At 69.2% G+C, this 18643-nt stretch carries 13 protein-coding genes; 11 read left to right on the plus strand and 2 right to left on the minus strand.

Features of this window, described 5'->3' with window-relative positions; translation table 11 throughout:
* Positions 1–134 precede the first annotated feature (134 nt).
* From C8E87_RS27045 to C8E87_RS27070, 6 genes are all read left to right on the plus strand, one after another.
* Positions 135–1403: a sugar ABC transporter substrate-binding protein gene (locus C8E87_RS27045; protein ID WP_133875695.1), complete on the plus strand. Its 1269-nt coding sequence runs from the start codon at positions 135–137 to the stop codon at positions 1401–1403.
* Positions 1403–2995 (plus strand): ABC transporter permease subunit, encoded by a 1593-nt coding sequence (locus C8E87_RS27050; protein ID WP_133875696.1) that lies wholly within the window; start codon positions 1403–1405, stop codon positions 2993–2995. Before C8E87_RS27045 ends, C8E87_RS27050 begins: the two co-directional genes overlap by 1 nt.
* Positions 2996–3029: 34 nt before the next feature.
* A complete protein-coding gene (locus tag C8E87_RS27055; protein WP_133875697.1) occupies positions 3030–3872 on the plus strand; it encodes a sugar ABC transporter permease in 843 nt (280 codons plus the stop codon).
* Positions 3869–5623, plus strand: a complete 1755-nt coding sequence (locus C8E87_RS27060) for a glycoside hydrolase family 13 protein (RefSeq protein WP_133875698.1) — start codon at positions 3869–3871, stop codon at positions 5621–5623. The genes C8E87_RS27055 and C8E87_RS27060 overlap by 4 nt, the downstream gene beginning before the upstream one ends.
* Before the next feature lie 11 nt (positions 5624–5634).
* Positions 5635–10974, plus strand: coding sequence for a pullulanase-type alpha-1,6-glucosidase (gene pulA, locus C8E87_RS27065; protein ID WP_133875699.1), 5340 nt, complete (start codon positions 5635–5637; stop codon positions 10972–10974).
* A 274-nt stretch (positions 10975–11248) separates the two neighbouring features.
* Complete coding sequence (locus C8E87_RS27070) at positions 11249–11467, plus strand: DUF397 domain-containing protein (protein WP_133875700.1); 219 nt, start codon at positions 11249–11251, stop codon at positions 11465–11467.
* Here the strand turns inward: C8E87_RS27070 and C8E87_RS27075 are convergent.
* Positions 11461–12144 (minus strand): DUF6082 family protein, encoded by a 684-nt coding sequence (locus C8E87_RS27075; protein ID WP_133875701.1) that lies wholly within the window; start codon positions 12142–12144, stop codon positions 11461–11463. The genes C8E87_RS27070 and C8E87_RS27075 overlap by 7 nt on opposite strands.
* A gap of 254 nt (positions 12145–12398) precedes the next feature.
* Positions 12399–13289 (minus strand): sulfite exporter TauE/SafE family protein, encoded by an 891-nt coding sequence (locus C8E87_RS27080; RefSeq protein ID WP_133875702.1) that lies wholly within the window; start codon positions 13287–13289, stop codon positions 12399–12401.
* A gap of 129 nt (positions 13290–13418) precedes the next feature.
* On the opposite strand from C8E87_RS27080, the gene C8E87_RS27085 reads away from it, so the two are divergent.
* The 5 genes from C8E87_RS27085 to C8E87_RS27105 all read left to right on the plus strand — a co-directional run bounded on the left by C8E87_RS27085 (position 13419) and on the right by C8E87_RS27105 (position 18632).
* On the plus strand, positions 13419–14147 hold the full coding sequence (locus C8E87_RS27085) for a histidine phosphatase family protein (RefSeq protein ID WP_133875703.1): 729 nt from the start codon (positions 13419–13421) through the stop codon (positions 14145–14147).
* Entirely contained in the window at positions 14131–14967 is an 837-nt protein-coding gene (locus tag C8E87_RS27090) for an NAD(P)H-hydrate dehydratase (protein WP_133875704.1), read from the plus strand. Before C8E87_RS27085 ends, C8E87_RS27090 begins: the two co-directional genes overlap by 17 nt.
* A 312-nt stretch (positions 14968–15279) precedes the next feature.
* Positions 15280–16188, plus strand: coding sequence for an IS982 family transposase (locus C8E87_RS27095; protein WP_133876609.1), 909 nt, complete (start codon positions 15280–15282; stop codon positions 16186–16188).
* Positions 16189–16452: 264 nt separating this feature from the next.
* Positions 16453–17052 carry a TetR/AcrR family transcriptional regulator gene (locus C8E87_RS27100; protein WP_133875705.1) on the plus strand — a complete coding sequence of 200 codons (600 nt, stop codon included), beginning with the start codon at positions 16453–16455 and terminating at the stop codon, positions 17050–17052.
* A gap of 113 nt (positions 17053–17165) precedes the next feature.
* A complete protein-coding gene (locus C8E87_RS27105; protein WP_438866194.1) occupies positions 17166–18632 on the plus strand; it encodes an MFS transporter in 1467 nt (488 codons plus the stop codon).
* Positions 18633–18643: the final 11 nt, after the last annotated feature.

The raw sequence follows: 18643 nt of genomic DNA on the forward strand, positions 1-18643 counted from the left end.
TGCCGCACGCTGCGCTTATTCAGCCGCAGCTATGGAATCGCGAAACCACTCCAGCCCGCAAGCCCGCAAGTCGGGACCGACGGCTGATGAAAGTTGCAGCAAGTTCCACCAAAGCCGAGATCAAGGAGACCCACATGCGCATCCGTCCCACGGGTGTTGCGGGTGTAGCCGCCGCCCTGACCTGCGCCCTCGCCCTCGCCGGCTGCGGCGGGAGCGACAAGAACCCCAGCAGCAACCCTTCCGCCGGCGAGAAGGCCGACGCCGCTAAGAGCGAGCTCGTCATCTGGGCCGATGACAAGCGTTCGGCCGCCCTCAAGCCGTTCGCCGAGAAGTTCGGCTCCGAGAACGGCGTCGCCGTCAAGGTGCAGGCCATCTCGAAGGACCAGCAGACCACCTTCGTCACCGCTTCTCAGCAGGGGAGCGGCCCGGACGTGATGGTGGGCGCGCACGACTGGATCGGCAACCTCGTGCAGAACGGCGCCATCGACCCCGTGCAGCTGGCCGCCGAGCAGACCAGCGGGCTCAACCCCAACGCGCTCAAGGCGGTCACCTTCAACGGGCAGACCTACGGGGTCCCGTACGCGATGGAGAATCTTGCCCTGATCCGCAACACCGACCTTGCGCCCGAGGCCCCCAAGACGATCGAGGCGCTGGTGTCCCAGGCCAAAGCGCTGAAGGCCGCCAAGAAGGTCACCGAGACGCTGTGCCTGCAGGTCGGCCAGAACGGCGACGCCTACCACCTGTATCCGCTGTACTCGAGCGCCGGTGGCTACCTGTTCGGCCAGGGCGCGAACGGCGACTACGACCCCAAGGACCTGGGTGTCGGCAAGCCGGAGTCGGTCGCCGCGTTCAAGAAGATCGCCACGCTGGGTGAGAAGGGGTCGGGCGCCCTCAAGCGGTCGATCACGCCGGAGAACTCGATCGCGACGTTCACCGGCAAGAAGTGCGCGTTCCTGGTGAGCGGCCCGTGGGCGATCACCGACGTCAAGAAGGCGAACATCAAGTACGACATCAGCCCTGTCCCCGGTTTCGACGGCGGGCAGCCGGCCCGGCCGTTCCTGGGTGTGCAGAGCTTCTACGTCGCGTCGAAGGGCAAGAACAAGGCGCTCGCGCAGGAGTTCGTCACCAACTACGTCACCACGCCGGATCTGGCCGTCGCGCTCTATCAGGCCGAGCCCCGCCCGCCGGCCCTGACCGCCGCGTTCGACCAGGTCAAGGGTGCCGACGCCGACCTCGCGAAGTTCATCGACGCCGGCAAGGACGGCCGGCCGCTGCCCGCGATCCCCGAGATGGCGGCGATCTGGGACCCGTTCGGCAAGGCCGAGGCCTCCGTGGTGGGCGGCGCTGACCCGGACAAGACCATCACGGCCGCAGGCAAGACGATCTCGGCCGCGATCAAGTAATGACGGCGACGAAGCTCGGCGGGCCTGAGATCCAGGCCCGCCCGGCCCCGGGACCCGGCAAATCGCCCAAAAGCGTAACGGGCGCGCTGATCAAGGCCCTGCTCCTGGGCCTGACCATCGCGATCGCCATCTGGGCCGCCTTCCCGCTGATCGACAACGAGGCCTGGATCGGTCTCGCGATCCTCATCGCGACCACGGCGGGCCTGCTCCACCTGTACCTGACCCCGCGCCACATCCCCCTGAAATACCTGGCCCCCGGCACGATCCTGCTGATCCTGTTCCAGGTCTTCCCGGTGCTGTACACGGCGAGCACGGCCTTCACCAACTTCGGCGACGGCCACCGCGGCAGCAAACAAGAGGCCATTGTGGCCATCCAGACCGCGTCGGTCACCCAGGTGCCCGGTTCCCAGCAGTACGCGTTGACGGTGGCGACGACCGGCGACCCGGCCACCGGCCCCCTGGTCTTCCTGGTCACCGACCCGGTCACCAAGCAGGTCTCGGCCGGTGACGCCGACGGCCTCAAGCAGGTGGACGCCACCGTCAACAGCGCCGGGCGGGTCACGGCGGCCGACGGCTACACGATCCTCACCACCGGACAGGCGAGCCTGCGCAGCGCCGAGATCACCGACCTCGCCGTCCCCACGGCCGGTGGCGCCATTCGGTCGTCGGGCCTGTCCCGGGCGTACGAGGGAAGGGCCGGCCGTGCCTATGACGAGGGCTGCGACTGCATCCGGGACACGACCACCGGTCAGGCGTGGACGGCTGACGAAACTGCCGGCGCGTTCGTGGACGGCAACGGCGAACGGCTCGCGGAGGGCTGGAAGGTCGGCGTCGGGTTCAGCAACTTCACCCGCGTGCTCACCGACCCTGCGATTGCCGGCCCGTTCCTCCGTACGCTGGTCTGGAACTTCGCCTTTGCCATCGCGTCGACCGGCGGCACGTTCGTGCTCGGGCTGCTGCTGGCACTCGCCATGCACTCGCCCCGGGTCCGCGCCCGTACGGCGTACCGGGTCCTGTTGGTGCTTCCGTACGCGATGCCGTCGTTCGCGATGCTGCTGGTCTGGCGCGACATGTTCAACACCGACTTCGGCCTGATCAACAACCTGCTCGGGCTCGACGTCGACTGGTTCGGGGGCAGCGCCTCGGCCCGGCTCGCGGTGATCCTCGTGCAGCTGTGGCTGGGTTATCCGTACATGTTCCTGGTGGCGACCGGCGCTCTGCAGGCGATCCCGCGCGAGCTGTCGGAGGCGGCCCGCATCGACGGCGCTAGCGCGTGGGGCGGTTTCCGGCGGATCACCCTGCCGCTGCTGATGGTCGCGCTGACCCCGCTGCTGATCTCGTCGTTCGCGTTCAATTTCAACAACTTCAACGCGATCTATCTGACCACCGAGGGCGCGCCGTTCCCGGCCGACAACCCGGCCAACGGCGCCACCGACCTGCTGATCACCTACACGTACCGGATCGCGTTCGGCGGCGGTGGCGCCCAGTACGGCTACGCGGCCGCGATCTCGATCTTCATCTTCCTGATCGTCGCGCTGGTGTCCGCGATCAGTTTCCGGCGAACCCGCCACCTCGAGGAGGTCCACGCATGAAGAAGTTCAGCCGGGACCGCGAGGAGGTCCGCTCATGACATGGGTCAAGCAGGTCGGGTGGCGGCACCTGGTGGGCGTGCTCATGCTGGTGTTCGCGATGGCGCCGATCCTGTTCGTCGTCTCGGCCGCGATCAACCCGCTGGGCACCCTGTCGTCGAGCGAGATCGTGCCGACCGGCGCCTCGTTCGGCAACTTCTCGCGGCTGTTCGCCGACACCGAGTTCGGGCGCTGGTTCGTCAACTCGATCGTCATCGCCGCGGTCTCGTCGGCCGCCTCGATCTTCATCTCGGCGCTGGCGGCGTACGCGTTCAGCCGCCGCCGGTTCCGCGGCCGCCGGGTGGGTCTGCTGTCGGTGCTGCTGATCCAGATGTTCCCGCAGTTCCTGGCGATCGTCGCGATCTTCCTGATCTTCTCGGCGGTCACCGATTACTGGCCGGCGATCGGGTTCAACACGTGGTGGGGCCTGATCCTGCTCTACCTGGGCGGCGCGCTGGGCGTGAACACCTGGCTGATGAAGGGTTTCTTCGACACCGTGCCGCGCGAGCTCGACGAGTCGGCCACGATGGACGGCGCCACCCACCCGCAAGTGTTCTTCCGCATCCTGTTGCCGCTGGTCGCGCCGATCCTGGCCGTCACCGCGCTGCTCGCGTTCATCGGCACGATCAACGAGTTCCTGATCGCCAACGTGTTCCTGACCGACGCCGGCGCCAAGACCCTGCCGGTCGGGTTGACGGGTCTGGTGGCCGGGGAGCGCAACGCCAACTTCGGCATGTTCTGCGCGGGCACGCTGCTCACCGCTGTCCCCACCGTGCTGGTGTTCCAGCTGCTGCAGCGCTACATCACCGACGGGCTCACGGCCGGGGCGGTCAAGGGATGAACCCGCGCCCGCATCACGACGGCAGCGAGCTGTACGTCAGCGATCCCGCGCCGGCGCTCGGCGACACGGTCACCGTGTTCGTCCGGGTGCCGCGCGGGACCGGCGTGGCGCGCGTGCACCTGCGCTCGGTCCGTGACGGCGAGCCGGTCTTCACCTCGGCAACGGTCGACCGTAAGGACGGCGGCGACACCTGGTGGCGCGCCGAGCTGACCGCGCACAACCCGATCACCAGTTACCGCTTCCTGCTCGGCGCCACGAGCGGGGTGCGGTGGCTGACCGCGTACGGGGTCACCAACCACGACGTCCCCGACAGCACCGACTTTCGTCTGGTGGCGCAGCCGCCCGCCCCGCGATGGGCGCGCGACGCCGTCATCTATCAGATCTTCCCCGACCGGTACGCCCGTTCGCCCGCCGCCGATCTGCGTGAGACCCCGGACTGGGCGATCCGCGCGGCGTCCTGGGACGAGCCCGTCGAACCCGGCCCCGATGCCACGCGCGTGCTCTACGGCGGCGACCTCGACGGCATCGCGCGGCGGCTCGACCATGTGACCGCGTTGGGCGCCAACACGATCTATCTGACCCCGTTCTTCCCGGCGCGATCCAACCACCGGTACGACGCGGCCGGGTTCGACCGGGTCGACCCGCTGCTCGGCGGCGACCGCGCCCTCGAGCGCCTGTCCGCGGCGGCCCGCGAGCGCGGCGTACGGCTGATCGGCGACCTCACCACCAACCACACCGGGGACGCGCACCCGTGGTTCGCCGCGCGGCCCGAGTTCTACTACCCCGGCGTGTTCTGGCTCGGCGTGCCCAGCCTGCCCAAGCTGAACTGGGCCGACCCGGGCCTGCGACATGAGTTCCGCGCGATCGCGCAGCAGTGGCTGTCCGAGCCGTACGGGCTCTCGGGCTGGCGCGTCGACGTCGCCAACATGACCGGCCGGCACGGCGCCGACGACCTGAATCACGAGGTGGCCGCGCTGCTGCGGGGGGCCGTCCTCGACGGCTTGCTGATTGCCGAGCACGGCCACGACGCGACCGGTGACCTCGACCGCGACGGCTGGCACGGCACGATGAACTACGCGGGGTTCACCCGTCCGGTGTGGAGCTGGCTGCGCGCCGAGACGGTTCCGTTCGACGGTTTCCTCGGCAACCCCGAGGAGCTTCCCGTACGCGATGCGAGCGCTCTCGTGGCCACCATGTCGGCGTTCGCCGCGCAGATGTCGTGGCGTTCGTGGGAGGCGTCCTGGCAGCTGCTCGGATCGCACGACACGGCCCGTATCCGTACGGTGGTCGGCGACGCCGGACGGCAGCACGTGGCCGCGGGGTTGTTGTGCACGCTGCCCGGCACGCCGATGGTGTTCGCGGGCGACGAGATCGGGCTGACCGGCGGGGGCAACGAGTCAGCCCGGGCGCCGATGCCGTGGGATCGCCCGGACAACTGGGACAACACGACACTGGGCCGCTATCGCGACCTGATCGCGCTGCGAAAGGGCGCGCCGGCGTTGACCCGTGGCGGGCTGCGCTGGATACACGCCGAAGGCGACGTCCTGGCGTTCCTGCGCGAGAGCGCCGCACAGAGCGTGCTCGTGCTGGCCGTGCGGGGCGGCGACACCAAGATCAGGCTGACCGGTCTGCCTCCCGACACCACCCTGGAAAGCCTTTACGGCGGCGCCACGCCGCTGCACATTGAATCCGATGGTTCCACCGTCATCGATGTCTCGGGCCCGGCCGTCCAGGTCTGGGACCTCCCGTAGAAGGGGACATAGTGGTCTCTCGAAGCCGGCGGCTCCTCGCCGCCGCCATAACCCTGACACTGCCTTTCCTCATAGCCGTTCCCGCGCGGGCCACTCTTGCGGCTGCCCCCAAGGCCCCGGCCGACGCCGTCATCGCGCAGTGGGGCGCCGACAAGCCGGGCGACAACGAGCAGTACTACTTCGTGCTGCCCGACCGGTTCGCCAACGGCGACAAGGCCAACGACAAGGGCGGCCTCAAGGGTGACCGGCTCGCCACCGGCCTCGACCTGGCCGACAAGGGCTTCTATCACGGCGGCGACCTGGCCGGCGTGATCAACAAGCTCGACTACATCCAGGGGCTCGGCACCACGGCGATCTGGCTCGCGCCGGTCTTCAAGAACCGGCCCGTGCAGGGCAGCGGCGACGACGTCTCGGCCGGCTACCACGGCTACTGGATCACCGACTTCACCCAGGTCGACCCGCACTTCGGCACCAACGCCGAGCTCAAGAAGCTGGTCGAGAAGGCCCACAAGCGCGGCATGAAGGTCTTCCTCGACATCATCGCCAACCACACCGCCGACGTGATCCGTTACGCCGAGGCCAAGTACGACTACATCGACAAGGCGACCAGCCCGTACGAGGATGCGCAGGGCCGCCCGTTCGACGACCGCGGCGCCGAGTTCCCGAAGGTGTCGACGGCCTCCTTCCCCTACACGCCGGTCTTCCCGAGCGCGGCCGACAAGACGGTCAAGAAGCCGGCCTGGCTCAACGACCCGACGATGTACCACAACCGCGGCAACTCCACCTTCGCCGGTGAGAACAGCGAGTACGGCGACTTCTTCGGCCTCGACGACCTGTGGACCGAGCGGCCCGAGGTGGTGCGCGGGCTCACCGACATCTACGCGTACTGGATCGGCGCCACCGGCATCGACGGGTACCGTCTCGACACCGTCAAGCACGTCGACCTCGGCTTCTGGCCGCAGTTCGCCGCGGGCATCGAGAAGGCCGCGGCGCGCGCCGGCAAGAAGGACTTCTTCATGTTCGGCGAGGTCTACAGCGCCGACCAGGAGGTCGAATCGACGTACGTACGCCGGGGCGGCCTGCCCGCCACCCTGGACTTCTCGTTCCAGGAGGCGGCGAAGGGCTTCGTGGCCGGCAACGGCTCGGCGCGGGCCCTGGCCGACCTGTACGCCAAGGACGACCTCTACACCGCGCGGAACACCGACGCCGGGCGGTTGCCGACCTTCCTCGGCAACCACGACATGGGCCGGATCGGCTCGTTCCTGAAGGGCGACGACGCCCTGCGCCGCGACCAGCTCGCGCACGAGCTGATGTTCCTGACCCGCGGGCAGCCGGTCGTCTACTCCGGCGACGAGCAGGGCTTCACCGGGCCGGGCGGCGACAAGGACGCGCGGCAGGACATGTTCGCCTCGCGCACCGCCGACTACCTCGACGACGACCTGATCGGCACCGACCGCACGCACGCGGTCGACAACTACAACACCGCGCACCCGATCTATCGCACGATCGCCTCGCTGGGCGCGCTGCGCAAGGCCCACCCGGCGCTGCGGGGCGGGGTGCAGGTGACCCGGCACGCGGCCGAGGGGGCGGGCGTGTTCGCGGCTTCCCGGATCGACCGGGGTCAGCGGGTCGAGTACGTGGTGGCGGCCAACAGCGCGACCACCGCGCAGACCGTCACCCTCGACACGTGGACGCCGTCGGCGCGGTTCCGTGGCGTCTATGGCACTTCGGACGTTTCGCCGTCAACCCCTGACGGCAAGCTGACCATCACCGTGCCGCCGCTGTCGGCAGTGGCACTCCGCGCGGACAAATCGGTCCCAACGCCGAGTGCGGGTCCGGGCGCGGAGTTCACCTCCCCGACGGACGCCCTGGTGCCCACGCGCGCGAAACTGGCAGTGAAGACCACCGGCGACCCCCTCGCCACGGTCACCTTCGCGGCGCAGGTCGGCGACGGTCCCTGGCAGCTCGTCGGCTCGGGCGCCGGCTCGGCCCACCACGACCTGACCGGGCTCGCGGGCGGCGCCACCGTGCGCTACAAGGCGGTCGTCCGCGACAGCAAGGGCAGGCTGGCGTCGGCCACCACTTCGATCAAGGTCGGTACGCCCGTCACGACCACCAGCCCGGACTACGCGGTGGTGCACTACCAGCGTCCGGCCGGCGGCTACGACGACTACGGGCTTTACGTGTTCGGGGACGTCGACCCGTCGATGACGACGACGTGGCCCGCCGGGCAGCCGTTCGTCGGCGAGGACGCGTACGGGAAATTCGCCCTGGTGAAGCTGGCCCCGAACGCCAAGAACGTCGGGTTCGTCGTGGTCGGCAAGGACGGGGTCAAGGACGTCGACGCAGATCGCTTCTTCGACCCGTCGCAGCACGGCGAGATCTGGATCGAGCAGGGCGATGCCGGGATCGTCACCACGCCGCCCAGCGTCGAACAGGACCCGAACTCGGCGATCATCCACTATCGACGCGCCGACGCGGACGGATGGGGGCTGCACGTCTGGGACGGCGCCGCCAACCCGACCGACTGGGCCGCCCCGATGCCCCCCACCGGAACCGACTCGTTCGGCCCGTACTGGAGAGTGCCGCTCGCGGCCGGGGCCACCGCGCTGAAATACATCCTGCACAAGGGCGACGACAAGGACCTGCCCGACGACCAGCAGCTCACGTTCGCCGAGGGCGGCCGCGAGATCTGGTTGCTGGCCGGGACCTCGCCGCGGGTGGCGCCGGTGGTGAAGAAGACCGGCTCCGGCGGCGTGATCGACGTGACCAAGTCGTCGGCCGTCTGGCTCGACCGGGGCACGATCGCCTTCAAGCCCGGTGGCTCGACCGACGGCAAGGTCTACGACCTGGTGTACGCGCCCGGCGGCATCACCAACGACGTGACCGGCGACTCCGTACGCCTGACGGTCCGGCCCGGCGGCCTCACCACCGCGCAGCGGGCCCGGTTCCCGCACCTCTGGCAGTACGACGCGTTCCAGCTCCCCAAGGGGGTGAACGTCAAGGACGTGCTGCGCGGGCAGGTCGTGCTCACCGAACGGGACGCGGCCGGCGAACTGCTGGCGGCCACCGGAGTGCAACTCGCGGGGGTGCTCGACGACGTCTACGCGGCCGCGGCGGCCGACGCCCAGCTGGGTCCGGTCGGCACCACGCTCTCGGTGTGGGCGCCCACGGCCCGTACGGTGGAACTGCAGCTCTTCGACACGCCGGCAGCCCAGCCCTCGACCGTGGCGATGCGCCGTGACGACCGCACGGGAATCTGGTCCGTCCGCGGCCCGGCGTCGTGGAAGGGCAAGTACTACACGTATCGGGTCACCGCCTGGCAGCCCGCCGCGCAGAAGCAGGTCACGGCCGCGGTCACCGACCCGTACGCGCTGGGTCTTTCCACCGATTCGAAGCTGAGCCGGATCGTCGACCTGGCCGACCCGGCGCTCGCGCCCGCGGGATGGTCGTCGCTGCGCAAGCCGCCCCCGGTGCCGAACGCGAAGATCCAGATCTCCGAGCTGTCGGTGCGGGACTTCTCGATCGCCGACCAGACCGTCCCGGCGGCGCGGCGCGGCACGTATCTGGCCTTCACCGAGGCCGCCGGCGACGGCATGAAGCACCTGAAGGCGCTGGCCGGCGCCGGAGTCACGCACCTGCACCTGCTGCCGGCGTTCGACTTCGCGACCATCCCCGAGAAGCGCGCCGACCAGAAGACGCCGGCGTGCGACCTGCCCGCGCTGCCTCCGGACTCTGAGGAACAGCAGAAGTGCGTGGCCGCGGTGGCCGCCGAGGACGGCTACAACTGGGGTTACGACCCGCTGCACTACACGGTGCCCGAGGGCGGGTACGCGGTCGAACCCGATCAGCGGACCAGGGAGTTCCGGCAGATGGTGGCCGGGGTCAACAAGGCCGGGCTGCGCGTGGTGATGGACGTCGTCTACAACCACACGTCGGCCGCCGGCACCGATGCCAAGTCGGTGCTCGACCAGATCGTGCCCGGGTACTACCAGCGGTTGCTCGCCGACGGCACGATCGCGAACTCCACCTGCTGCGCCAACACCGCGCCGGAGAACGCGATGATGGGCAAGCTGGTCGTCGACTCGGTCGTGACCTGGGCGCGGGCGTACAAGGTGGACGGTTTCCGCTTCGACCTCATGGGCCACCACCCCAAGGCCAACATCCTGGCCGTACGGGCGGCGCTGAACCGGCTGACGGTCGCGCGCGACGGCGTCGACGGCAAGGCGATCAACCTGTACGGCGAGGGGTGGGACTTCGGCGAGGTGGCCGGGGACGCGCGCTTCGAGCAGGCCACGCAGGCCAACATGGCCGGTACGGGGATTGCCACCTTCAACGATCGGCTGCGGGACGCCGTACGGGGTGGAGGGCCGTTCGACGAGAACCCTCGGGTTCAGGGCTTCGCCACTGGGCTGTTGTCGGCGTCGAACGGCGACCCGGTCAACGGGGACCCGGCTGCCCAGCAGGCGCGGCTGCTGCATTACCAAGACCTGATCAAGGTGGGGCTGAGCGGGAACCTGGCTTCGTACCGGTTTGTGAACTCCGCCGGTGAGGCCGTCACCGGGGCGGAGGTGGACTACAACGGCTCGCCGGCCGGTTACACGGCGGCGCCGGGGGAGGCGATCACCTACGTCGACGCGCATGACAACGAGATCCTGTACGACGCCATGGCTTTCAAGTTGCCTGCCGCTACGGCGTCGGTGGAGCGGGCGCGGGCTCAGTCGGTGGCGTTGGGATTCACCGCTCTGGGGCAGGGGGCCGGGTTCGTCACCACCGGGTCCGAGCGGTTGCGGTCGAAGTCGCTGGATCGCAATTCGTACAACTCGGGGGATTGGTTCAACCAGATCATCTGGGATTGCGCTGCCGGCAACGGGTTCGGCCGCGGGTTGCCGCCCGCCGCTGACAACTCGGGCAAGTGGCCATATGCGCGGCCGTTGCTGGCGTCGCCTGCGCTCGTGCCGTCGTGTGCTGATGTGGCGCTGGCCGACACCCGCTACCAGGAACTGCTGAAGATCCGCGGCTCGTCGCCGGTCTTCGGCCTGCCGACCGCCGCCGAGGTGCAGAAGAGGCTGTCGTTCCCGCTCTCCGGAGCGGCCGAGACCCCGGGGGTCGTCACCATGACCCTGGACGGACGGGAAATCGACCGCACCTGGAAGTCGGTGACGGTGGTGTTCAACGGCACCTCGGCGGCCACCACCCAGACCGTCAAGCCGCTCGCGGGCCGGACGGTCGCTCTCCACCCGATCCAGCGCGACTCCGCCGACCCGCTGGTTCGCACGGCTTCGTTCGCAAAGGAAACCGGGACCTTCACGGTGCCGGCCCGGACCGTGGCTGTGTTCGTGCAGAGCTAGCCGGACCGTCTGAACGGGCGGCCGTGGATGACGTCCGCGGCCGCCCGCGTCGAGAATGCATCGCAGCGAGCCCATGAAAGCATTACCGGGATACCCCGGGAGCTCGTCGATTCTCGGGATTGGGTAATGTACGTGCGCGGTCCAAGTTGCGGTCTCGCGCGACCGGAATCTTCCATTCGCGGGTCCGGGGCGGCACCGGCCGCTACCGTTGTTTCGGCGCGAACGCATCTGCGGCGAGCCGATCCACAGGCGATCAGACAGTCGAGGAGCGTTCGTGCTCTCAGGGCAGTTCACCGCGGCCGGAAATGAGTGGCGGCGTAGCCGGTCATGCGTCGGCGAGGGGCATTGTGTCGAAGTTTCGACCGCTGACGGTGGCGCCCGGATTCGGATGCGAAACTCGACCGCGCCGGAGACCGTGCTGGTTTTCGACGTGGCGGAATGGCGTGACTTCCTGGACGCGATCAAAACCGGCGAGCTGCCGCTCACTCACTGATCGTCATGGCTGAGCAGGTCGCCGCGGGTCGGCCGGCAGAATTCGCGGGCCCGTGACGGCGGGCCGGCCCGCAAGGCCCGCAGATACTCATCGTTGACCAGATCGCGGAAGTGTTCCCGACGACGGCGCCCACTTTTGCGCTGTTGCCACTCGTTGTGTTTCTCCCAGAACATCCGGGGAACCTCGGAGTCAAAGAAGCTTCGAAGGTATTGGCGCACCTGCGTCTCGCCGAGGACGCCCAGATCGTAGAGTCGTGCCCAGTTCTTGATGACCTTGCTGCAGTAGTAGAAGAGGTCTTCGTCGACGCCGTCAGGTGCGACTCGCGCACCCCAGCATTGACGATACTGAGGATTTTCCATTGCCAGCAGTACCAATTCCTCGGCGAAGTCGGCAGCTGCGTCCCGCCGCATCTGCCGCAGCTGACGATACTGCAGGAGAATAGACGCCGCGACGACGAAGAGGGCGGCGCAAGCAACCATCGCGGACGCACCGCCGTAGGCTTGCCCGACGTCGGCGATCACCGAGTAGTCCTTGTCGTCGTAGAGTCGCCGCATGAACGCGGGAGAGACGATCACGCCGATGGTAGCGCCGGCGAATACGATCAATGTGAGCGCGGGCACAAGCATCTGCAGAATTCTTCGCGCAGGCGTTGACGCCTGGAGTTCACCGGCCATCATCCGAACTCCTCAGTTGCTACTGCCGTCATTATGACGGAAGGTGCAACGTTCTCGCGCAACTCATTCATCCGTGCCAGAAAGGAACCAAGCAATCCGCCATCATGCATTCCGCTATGTAGCAAATCGCTGGTTGGCGATGTGCGGGGCACGCGGCAAGAAGACGCTGCTCAATTAGATCACGAAGGTGATCCGCGTCGCACGAGCGACACTCGGCGACCCGCCACCGCCCGCGATTCCGAAGACTGCCATTTCGGTCAGCCGACGGTGACGCTTTCCCGCTCCTGAGCGGGCTGGTCGGACGGGCGGCGGATGCGGCCCGCGACGCCGAGCGCGACGGCGACGAGGATCGCCGTGCCCGAGACGACGCCGACGAGCGTGGTGGGCAGGTCGAACAGTTTCAGGGCGCTGGCCAGCAGCACGATCACGAGGGCGGCCCGCACCAGCCCGGCCGGGGCCCGCGACGAGACCCGCGAGCCGATCAGCACCCCCGGGATCGAACCGACCAGCACGGCGGCGGCCAGATCGAGGTGCAGGTCGCCGAAGAAGGCGTGGCCCAGCGCCGCCGCGGTGACCAGCGGAACGGCCTGCACCAGATCGGTGCCGACCAGGCTGTTGGCGCGCAGCGCCGGATACATGGCCAGCAGCGCCACGATGATCAGCGACCCCGAGCCGACCGATGTCAGCCCGACGATCAGGCCGCCCATCGCCCCGAGCAGGGCGGTCGGCAGCGGCTTGACCGTGATCCGGCCGTCCGGTTCGCCCTTCCTGCGGCTCGCCCAGGCCTTGAGCAGCAGCCCGCCCGCGGCCAGCAGCAGGGCGACACCCAGGGCGACCCGGATGGTGTGCTGCATCGACTCGTCGTCGCCGAGCAACCGCAACAGCAGCACCCCGAGGAACGCGCTGGGCACGCTGCCCGCGCACAGCCACCGCACCAGCGACCAGTTCACCGTGCCCCGCCGGGCGTGCACCCAGCCCCCGAACGGCTTCATCACCGCGCCGGCGGCAAGATCGCTCGAGACCGCGGCCACCGGCGGCACACCGAAGAACAGCACCAGAATGGGTGTCATGAGGGCGCCGCCGCCCATGCCGGTCAGCCCGACGACGATGCCGACACCGAGCCCGGCCAGCGCGAGGGTCCAATCCACCGGACGAGTCTGAAAGACCATCCCCTTCCTTGTCCACTAAATCAGTGGACTTTGTCGAGATTCCCACCTGATGGGTCGGCGACCGTGATCCGACGGGTGGGCCCGCCCGGGGTGGGTAAGTCACCGGACATGGAACAGCTGCAGTGGCTCGCCGTGGTCCGGCACGGCCAGAGCACCGGAAACGTCACCGCCCAGGACGCCGAGACCGGCGGCGCGGAAGAGATCGACATCCCCGAGCGCGACGTCGACGTGCCGCTGTCCGACCTGGGCCGGGAGCAGGCCGAGGCGGTCGGCGCCTTCCTCGCGAAACAACCCGACGACGAACGCCCCGGAATCGCGATCGTCTCGCCGTACCTGCGTGCCCGCCGGACCGCCGAGCTCGCGCTGGCCGGCACCGGCATCCGGGCCGTCGTCGACGAGCGTCTGCGCGACCGCGAGCTGGGAATCCTCGACCTGCTGACCGCGTACGGCGTGCAGCAGCGGCTGCCCGGCGAGGCGCGCCGCCGGGCCCGGCTGGGCAAGTTCTACTACCGGCCGCCGGGCGGCGAGTCCTGGGCCGACGTTCTGCTGCGCCTGCGCGCGCTGCTGCGGGAGCTGCGCGAGGACCACCCGGACGGCCGGGTCGTGCTGTTCGGCCACGAGGCGATCGTGCTGCTCGTCCGTTATCTGGCCGAAGGGCTCAGTGAGGCCGAGCTGATGGCTGTCGCGCACGACACCGCCGTCGCGAACTGCTCGATCAGCAGCTGGCGCCGGCAGGACGGCGAGCTGCGGCCCGAGCTGTTCAACTCGGTCGAGCATCTGCACCGCGACGGCACACCGCCGACCAAGCAGGAGGACGTCGATGCCAAGGTCGACTGACGAAACCGTCATCACGCCGGCCGTGCTGCGGGACTGGCCGCTGCCCGACCCCGGGAACAGCAAGGAGTCGCGCGGCACGGTCCTGGTTGTCGGCGGTTCCAAGTTCAACCCGGGCGCGGTGCTGCTGGCGGGCGTGGCAGCGCTGCGGGCCGGGGCGGGACGGCTGCAGCTGGCCGTCGCCGAGGAGTCCGCGGTGGCGATGAGCATCGCGGTGCCCGAGGCCAAGGTGATCGGCCTGCCCGACGGCGACGAGCTGACCGCGCTGGCCTCGAGCGCCGACGTGATCGCCCTCGGTCCCGGCCTCGACGACATCGACAAGACCACCGAGCTCATGCGTACGGTGCTGGGCGCGGCCGGCGAGGACACGGCGGTGGTGCTCGACGCGTACGCCCTGGGCGCGCTCAGCAAGGACGCAAACCTGCTCCGCCAGCGCCGCACCGTCCTGACCCCCAACTTCACCGAGGCCGAACACCTGCTGGGCCGCTCACCGGACGGCGACGACCCGGCCGCGGTCGCCGCCGAGCTGGCCGCGCGCTACCGGGCCGTGGTCTCCCTGTACGGCCACATCGCCACCCCCGACGGCCATCACTGGTCCGAACAGAGCGGCGACGCCGGCCTCGGCACCTCAGGCAGCGGCGACACCCGCGCCGGAGTCGTCGCAGGCCTCCTCGGCCGCGGCGCCGACCCGGCCCAGGCCGCCTGCTGGGGCGCCTACGCCCACGCGGTGAGCGGCCAGCGCCTGATGCTCCGCCACGGCCGCACCGGTTTCCTGGCCCGCGAGCTCGTCGACGAGATCGCCGGCACGATAGCCATGATCTGACCCCGCTCGACGGCCCAGCGTGCGCCTCCGCCTCGGGCCCGCGGTGCTGGGCCCAGAGCCGCCCCCTCGCCCTCCGGCTGACCCTCACGCCGGGGTCCCCGCCCGCCCTACTCGGCAACGGCCCTTCTCGGGAATCGCCGCCCAACTTCCCCGCCCCATTCCCTTCCCAGCCTGCCCACGTAGGTTCCTAGATCGTTGACCGGAAATTCGGTGCTGGTGGAGACACGCACGGCCGGGTTCGTGACGTAAAGACGAAGAGTGTCCATGATCGGCGTTGCTTACCCGAACGTCGAACCTCACAAGGAAGCCGTGTTGGACGCCGACCTGGACACTCTTCTGATCGCACTGTACGTGGAACTCGACGACCGGATCATCCCGGCCTCACGCCCCCGCCGGGCCCGGCGGGGACCTGGCAGGCCACCGCTGGTCACCGACGCGGAACTGTGCTGCCTGGCGGTGGCGCAGGTTCTGCTGCGCTACAACGACGAACACCACTGGCTACGTGCCGCGCCGGGCAGGGTCGGGCATTTGTTCCCCCGCCTGTTGAGCCAAAGCGAATACAACGAACGCCTCAAGAACGCAGCCGACCTGTTCGAAGCAGCCCTGCGCTGGCTCGCCGGGCGGACACCGGGCAGCGCCGAACCGCTGCGCCTGATGGACGCCACACCGATCGGGTGCGGGCAGTCCAAGACCACCGCGCAACGCTCGGATCTGTTCGGCTACGCCGGCTACGGCTACGAATCAGCGCACTCCCGCTGGTACTGGGGCACGAAACTGTTGCTGATCACCACCCCGGACGGCACGGTCACCGGGTTCAGCCTGGCGAACCCGAAACTGGCCGGCGAACGCGAACAGACCCGCCAGACCCTGACCCGCCAGCCGATCAACCGGCCCGAACCCGGCAGCATCATCGTCACCGACAAGGGCCTCTCCGGCGCCGACGTCGAAGAATTCCTCGACGACCTGGACCTGACCCTGGTACGCCCGGCCCGCCGGGACGAGAAAACCCCGCGCCCGTTCCCGAACTGGCTGCGCCAACGCATCGAAGCGATCATCTGGACCCTGAAAAACCAGCTCGGCCTCGAACACCACAACGCGCGTGTCCCCGCCGGACTCTGGACCCGCGTCCTGCAACGCCTCCTCGCCCTCAACGCCGTGATCTGGCACAACTGGACCATCGACGCACCGGTCAAACGCTCACTAATCGCCTACGACCACTAACCCCGCCACCAGCACACAATTTCCGGTCAACGATCTAGGACGCCGGTGCCCGCTGGTTTGCGCCGCTTGCCCGGGCTGGCTTAACCCGATTCCCCTAGGTTCCTAGGACGCCTTCGCGTCGGGCCGATCGGCTGGTCGTGCTCCGGCCGCGGGGCGGGGCCGCGTTCTGCGTCACAATCGTCGGTGGAGATCGCCAGGGTGGAGCGGGAGGCGTAGTGTACGAAACAGTTTCGTTTCGCAAAGCAGGCCGGATCGGGGGTTGTCATGGTTGAGCAGGCGCGAACCGCCTCGCCGGCTGTGCGGTCCCGGCGCCTCGACAGCGAGCGTGAGCAGGCGATCCTGCGCGCCGCGTACGAGTTGCTGAGCGAGACGGGCTATCAGGGGCTGCGGGTGGACGCGGTGGCCGCCCGGGCCCAGGCGAGCAAGGCGACCCTCTATCGGCATTGGCCCACCAAGGCCGAGCTGGTCACTGACGCCGTCCGGACGTGCAAGGCAGCCGAGGCGCCGCTGCCCGACACCGGGTCGCTCCGCGGCGACCTGCTGGCGTGGTTCGACGACATGGCCTGCATGATCAGGAGCGAGGAAGGCCCCCTCCTGGCCGGCCTGTTCATGGCCCTGCACACCGATCCGGAGCTCGCCGCGCAACTGCGCCGGATGCGTGAGTCCAAGATCCCGTTCGCGGAAACCATCTGCGCGCGGGGGGAGGCTCGTGGCGAGTTACGTCCCGGCTACGACACCAAGCTGATCGACGAGATCGTGCCGGCCGTGATCTTCATGCGTGGCTTCGCACTCGGCGAGTCTGTCGACCAGCCGTACCTCGAGCACCTCGTCGACGACATCATTCTGCCCCTGCTAAGACGCTGACCCCGTACGCCCGATCGACGCCCCGTCGCTGACGAGGGTGGATCTCCGCATGCCCTGAATTGGGGGACCCCTTCATGTCCATCTCGACCTCCGACGCCTCGACTCCGCCGGATATGTCGCCCAAACCACGAAACAGGTGGTTGGCGCTGACCGTTATCGCGGTCTCCCAGCTGCTTATCGTGCTTGACGCCACGATCGTCAACATCGCCCTGCCGACGGCCCAGACCGCGCTCAACATCAGCGACGCCGACCGGCAGTGGATGATCACGGCGTACACCCTGGCCTTCGGTGGCCTGTTGCTGCTCGGCGGCCGGATCGCCGACTTCACCGGGCGCAAGCGGGCGTTCATCATCGGCCTGCTCGGCTTCGCCGCCGCGTCGGCGCTGGGCGGCCTCGCCACCAACGCCGAGACGCTGTTCGCGGCCCGCGCTCTGCAGGGCGCGTTCGGCGCGCTCATGGCCCCGGCCGCGTTGTCGCTGCTCACGGTCACGTTCACCGAGCCGCGCGAGCGGGCCCGGGCGTTCGGCGTCTACGGCGCCATCGCCGGTGGTGGCGGCGCCGTCGGCCTGCTGCTGGGCGGGCTGCTCACCGAGTACGCCTCCTGGCGCTGGACCCTGCTGGTCAGCACCCCCATCGCGATCGTGGCCGCGCTGGCCGCCGTCCGCTTCGTCGGCGAGAGCCGCGCCGAGGGCAACACCCGGTACGACCTGCCCGGCGCCCTCACCTCCACGGCCGGCCTGGTCGCGCTGGTGTACGGCTTCACCAAGGCCAGCGAGGACGGCTGGGGCTCGCCCGTCACCGTCGCCTGGCTGATCGGGGCCGGTCTGCTGCTGGTCTTGTTCGTCGTGATCGAGCTGCGCAGCTCGCACCCGCTGCTGCCGATGCGCGTCATCCTCGACCGTAACCGCGGGGGAGCGTACGTCGCGGCTCTGCTGATCGGCTCCGGCCTGTTCGGCGTCTTCCTCTTCCTCACCTTCTACCTGCAGCAGACCCTCGGCTACTCGGCCCTGATGACCGGCGTCGCGTTCCTGCCGTTCACCCTCGGCATCATCGCCGGCGCCGGGTTCTCGGCCCAGGTGCAGACCCGGGTCGGCCCGCGGCTGCTGATGTTCGGCGGCCTGCTGCTCTCGACGATCGGCATGGTCATGCTGACCCGCATCGGCGTCGACACCGGCTTCTGGACGCACGTCTTCCCGGCCGAACTGGTGATCAGCTTCGGCATGGGCGTGACGTTCGGGCCCATGTCCAACACGGCTCTTGTCGGCGTGGCCAACCACGACGCCGGGGTGGCCAGCGCGCTGATCAACACGACCCAGCAGATCGGCGGCTCGCTGGGCACGGCCCTGCTCAACACCATCTTCACCTCGGCCGTTGCCGGTTACCTGGCCGACCACCGCGCCGAGATCACCAGCCCCGACCAGGTTCCGGCCCTGCAGGCGGTGGCGACGGTCCACAGCTACACCGTCGCCTTCTGGGTCAGCGCGGCCCTGATCGGCCTGGCCGCCCTGGTCGCGGTGATCCTGGTGCGCGCCGGCCGCGAAGAGGTCGCCGCGAACGAGGGCGTCCCGGTCGGCGTCTGACCTGCCGTACG

This window comes from Paractinoplanes brasiliensis (assembly GCF_004362215.1).
GTDB lineage: Bacteria > Actinomycetota > Actinomycetes > Mycobacteriales > Micromonosporaceae > Actinoplanes > Actinoplanes brasiliensis.

What these genes read in the sequence shown, in the direction of transcription:
- C8E87_RS27045 (WP_133875695.1), top strand. Translation starts at nt 135, where the DNA reads ATGCGCATCCGTCCCACGGGTGTTGCGGGTGTAGCCGCCGCCCTGACC.
- C8E87_RS27050 (WP_133875696.1), top strand. Translation starts at nt 1,403, where the DNA reads ATGACGGCGACGAAGCTCGGCGGGCCTGAGATCCAGGCCCGCCCGGCC.
- C8E87_RS27055 (WP_133875697.1), top strand. Translation starts at nt 3,030, where the DNA reads ATGACATGGGTCAAGCAGGTCGGGTGGCGGCACCTGGTGGGCGTGCTC.
- C8E87_RS27060 (WP_133875698.1), top strand. Translation starts at nt 3,869, where the DNA reads ATGAACCCGCGCCCGCATCACGACGGCAGCGAGCTGTACGTCAGCGAT.
- C8E87_RS27075 (WP_133875701.1), bottom strand. Translation starts at nt 12,144, where the DNA reads ATGATGGCCGGTGAACTCCAGGCGTCAACGCCTGCGCGAAGAATTCTG.
- C8E87_RS27085 (WP_133875703.1), top strand. Translation starts at nt 13,419, where the DNA reads ATGGAACAGCTGCAGTGGCTCGCCGTGGTCCGGCACGGCCAGAGCACC.
- C8E87_RS27090 (WP_133875704.1), top strand. Translation starts at nt 14,131, where the DNA reads ATGCCAAGGTCGACTGACGAAACCGTCATCACGCCGGCCGTGCTGCGG.
- C8E87_RS27100 (WP_133875705.1), top strand. Translation starts at nt 16,453, where the DNA reads ATGGTTGAGCAGGCGCGAACCGCCTCGCCGGCTGTGCGGTCCCGGCGC.
- C8E87_RS27105 (WP_438866194.1), top strand. Translation starts at nt 17,166, where the DNA reads ATGTCGCCCAAACCACGAAACAGGTGGTTGGCGCTGACCGTTATCGCG.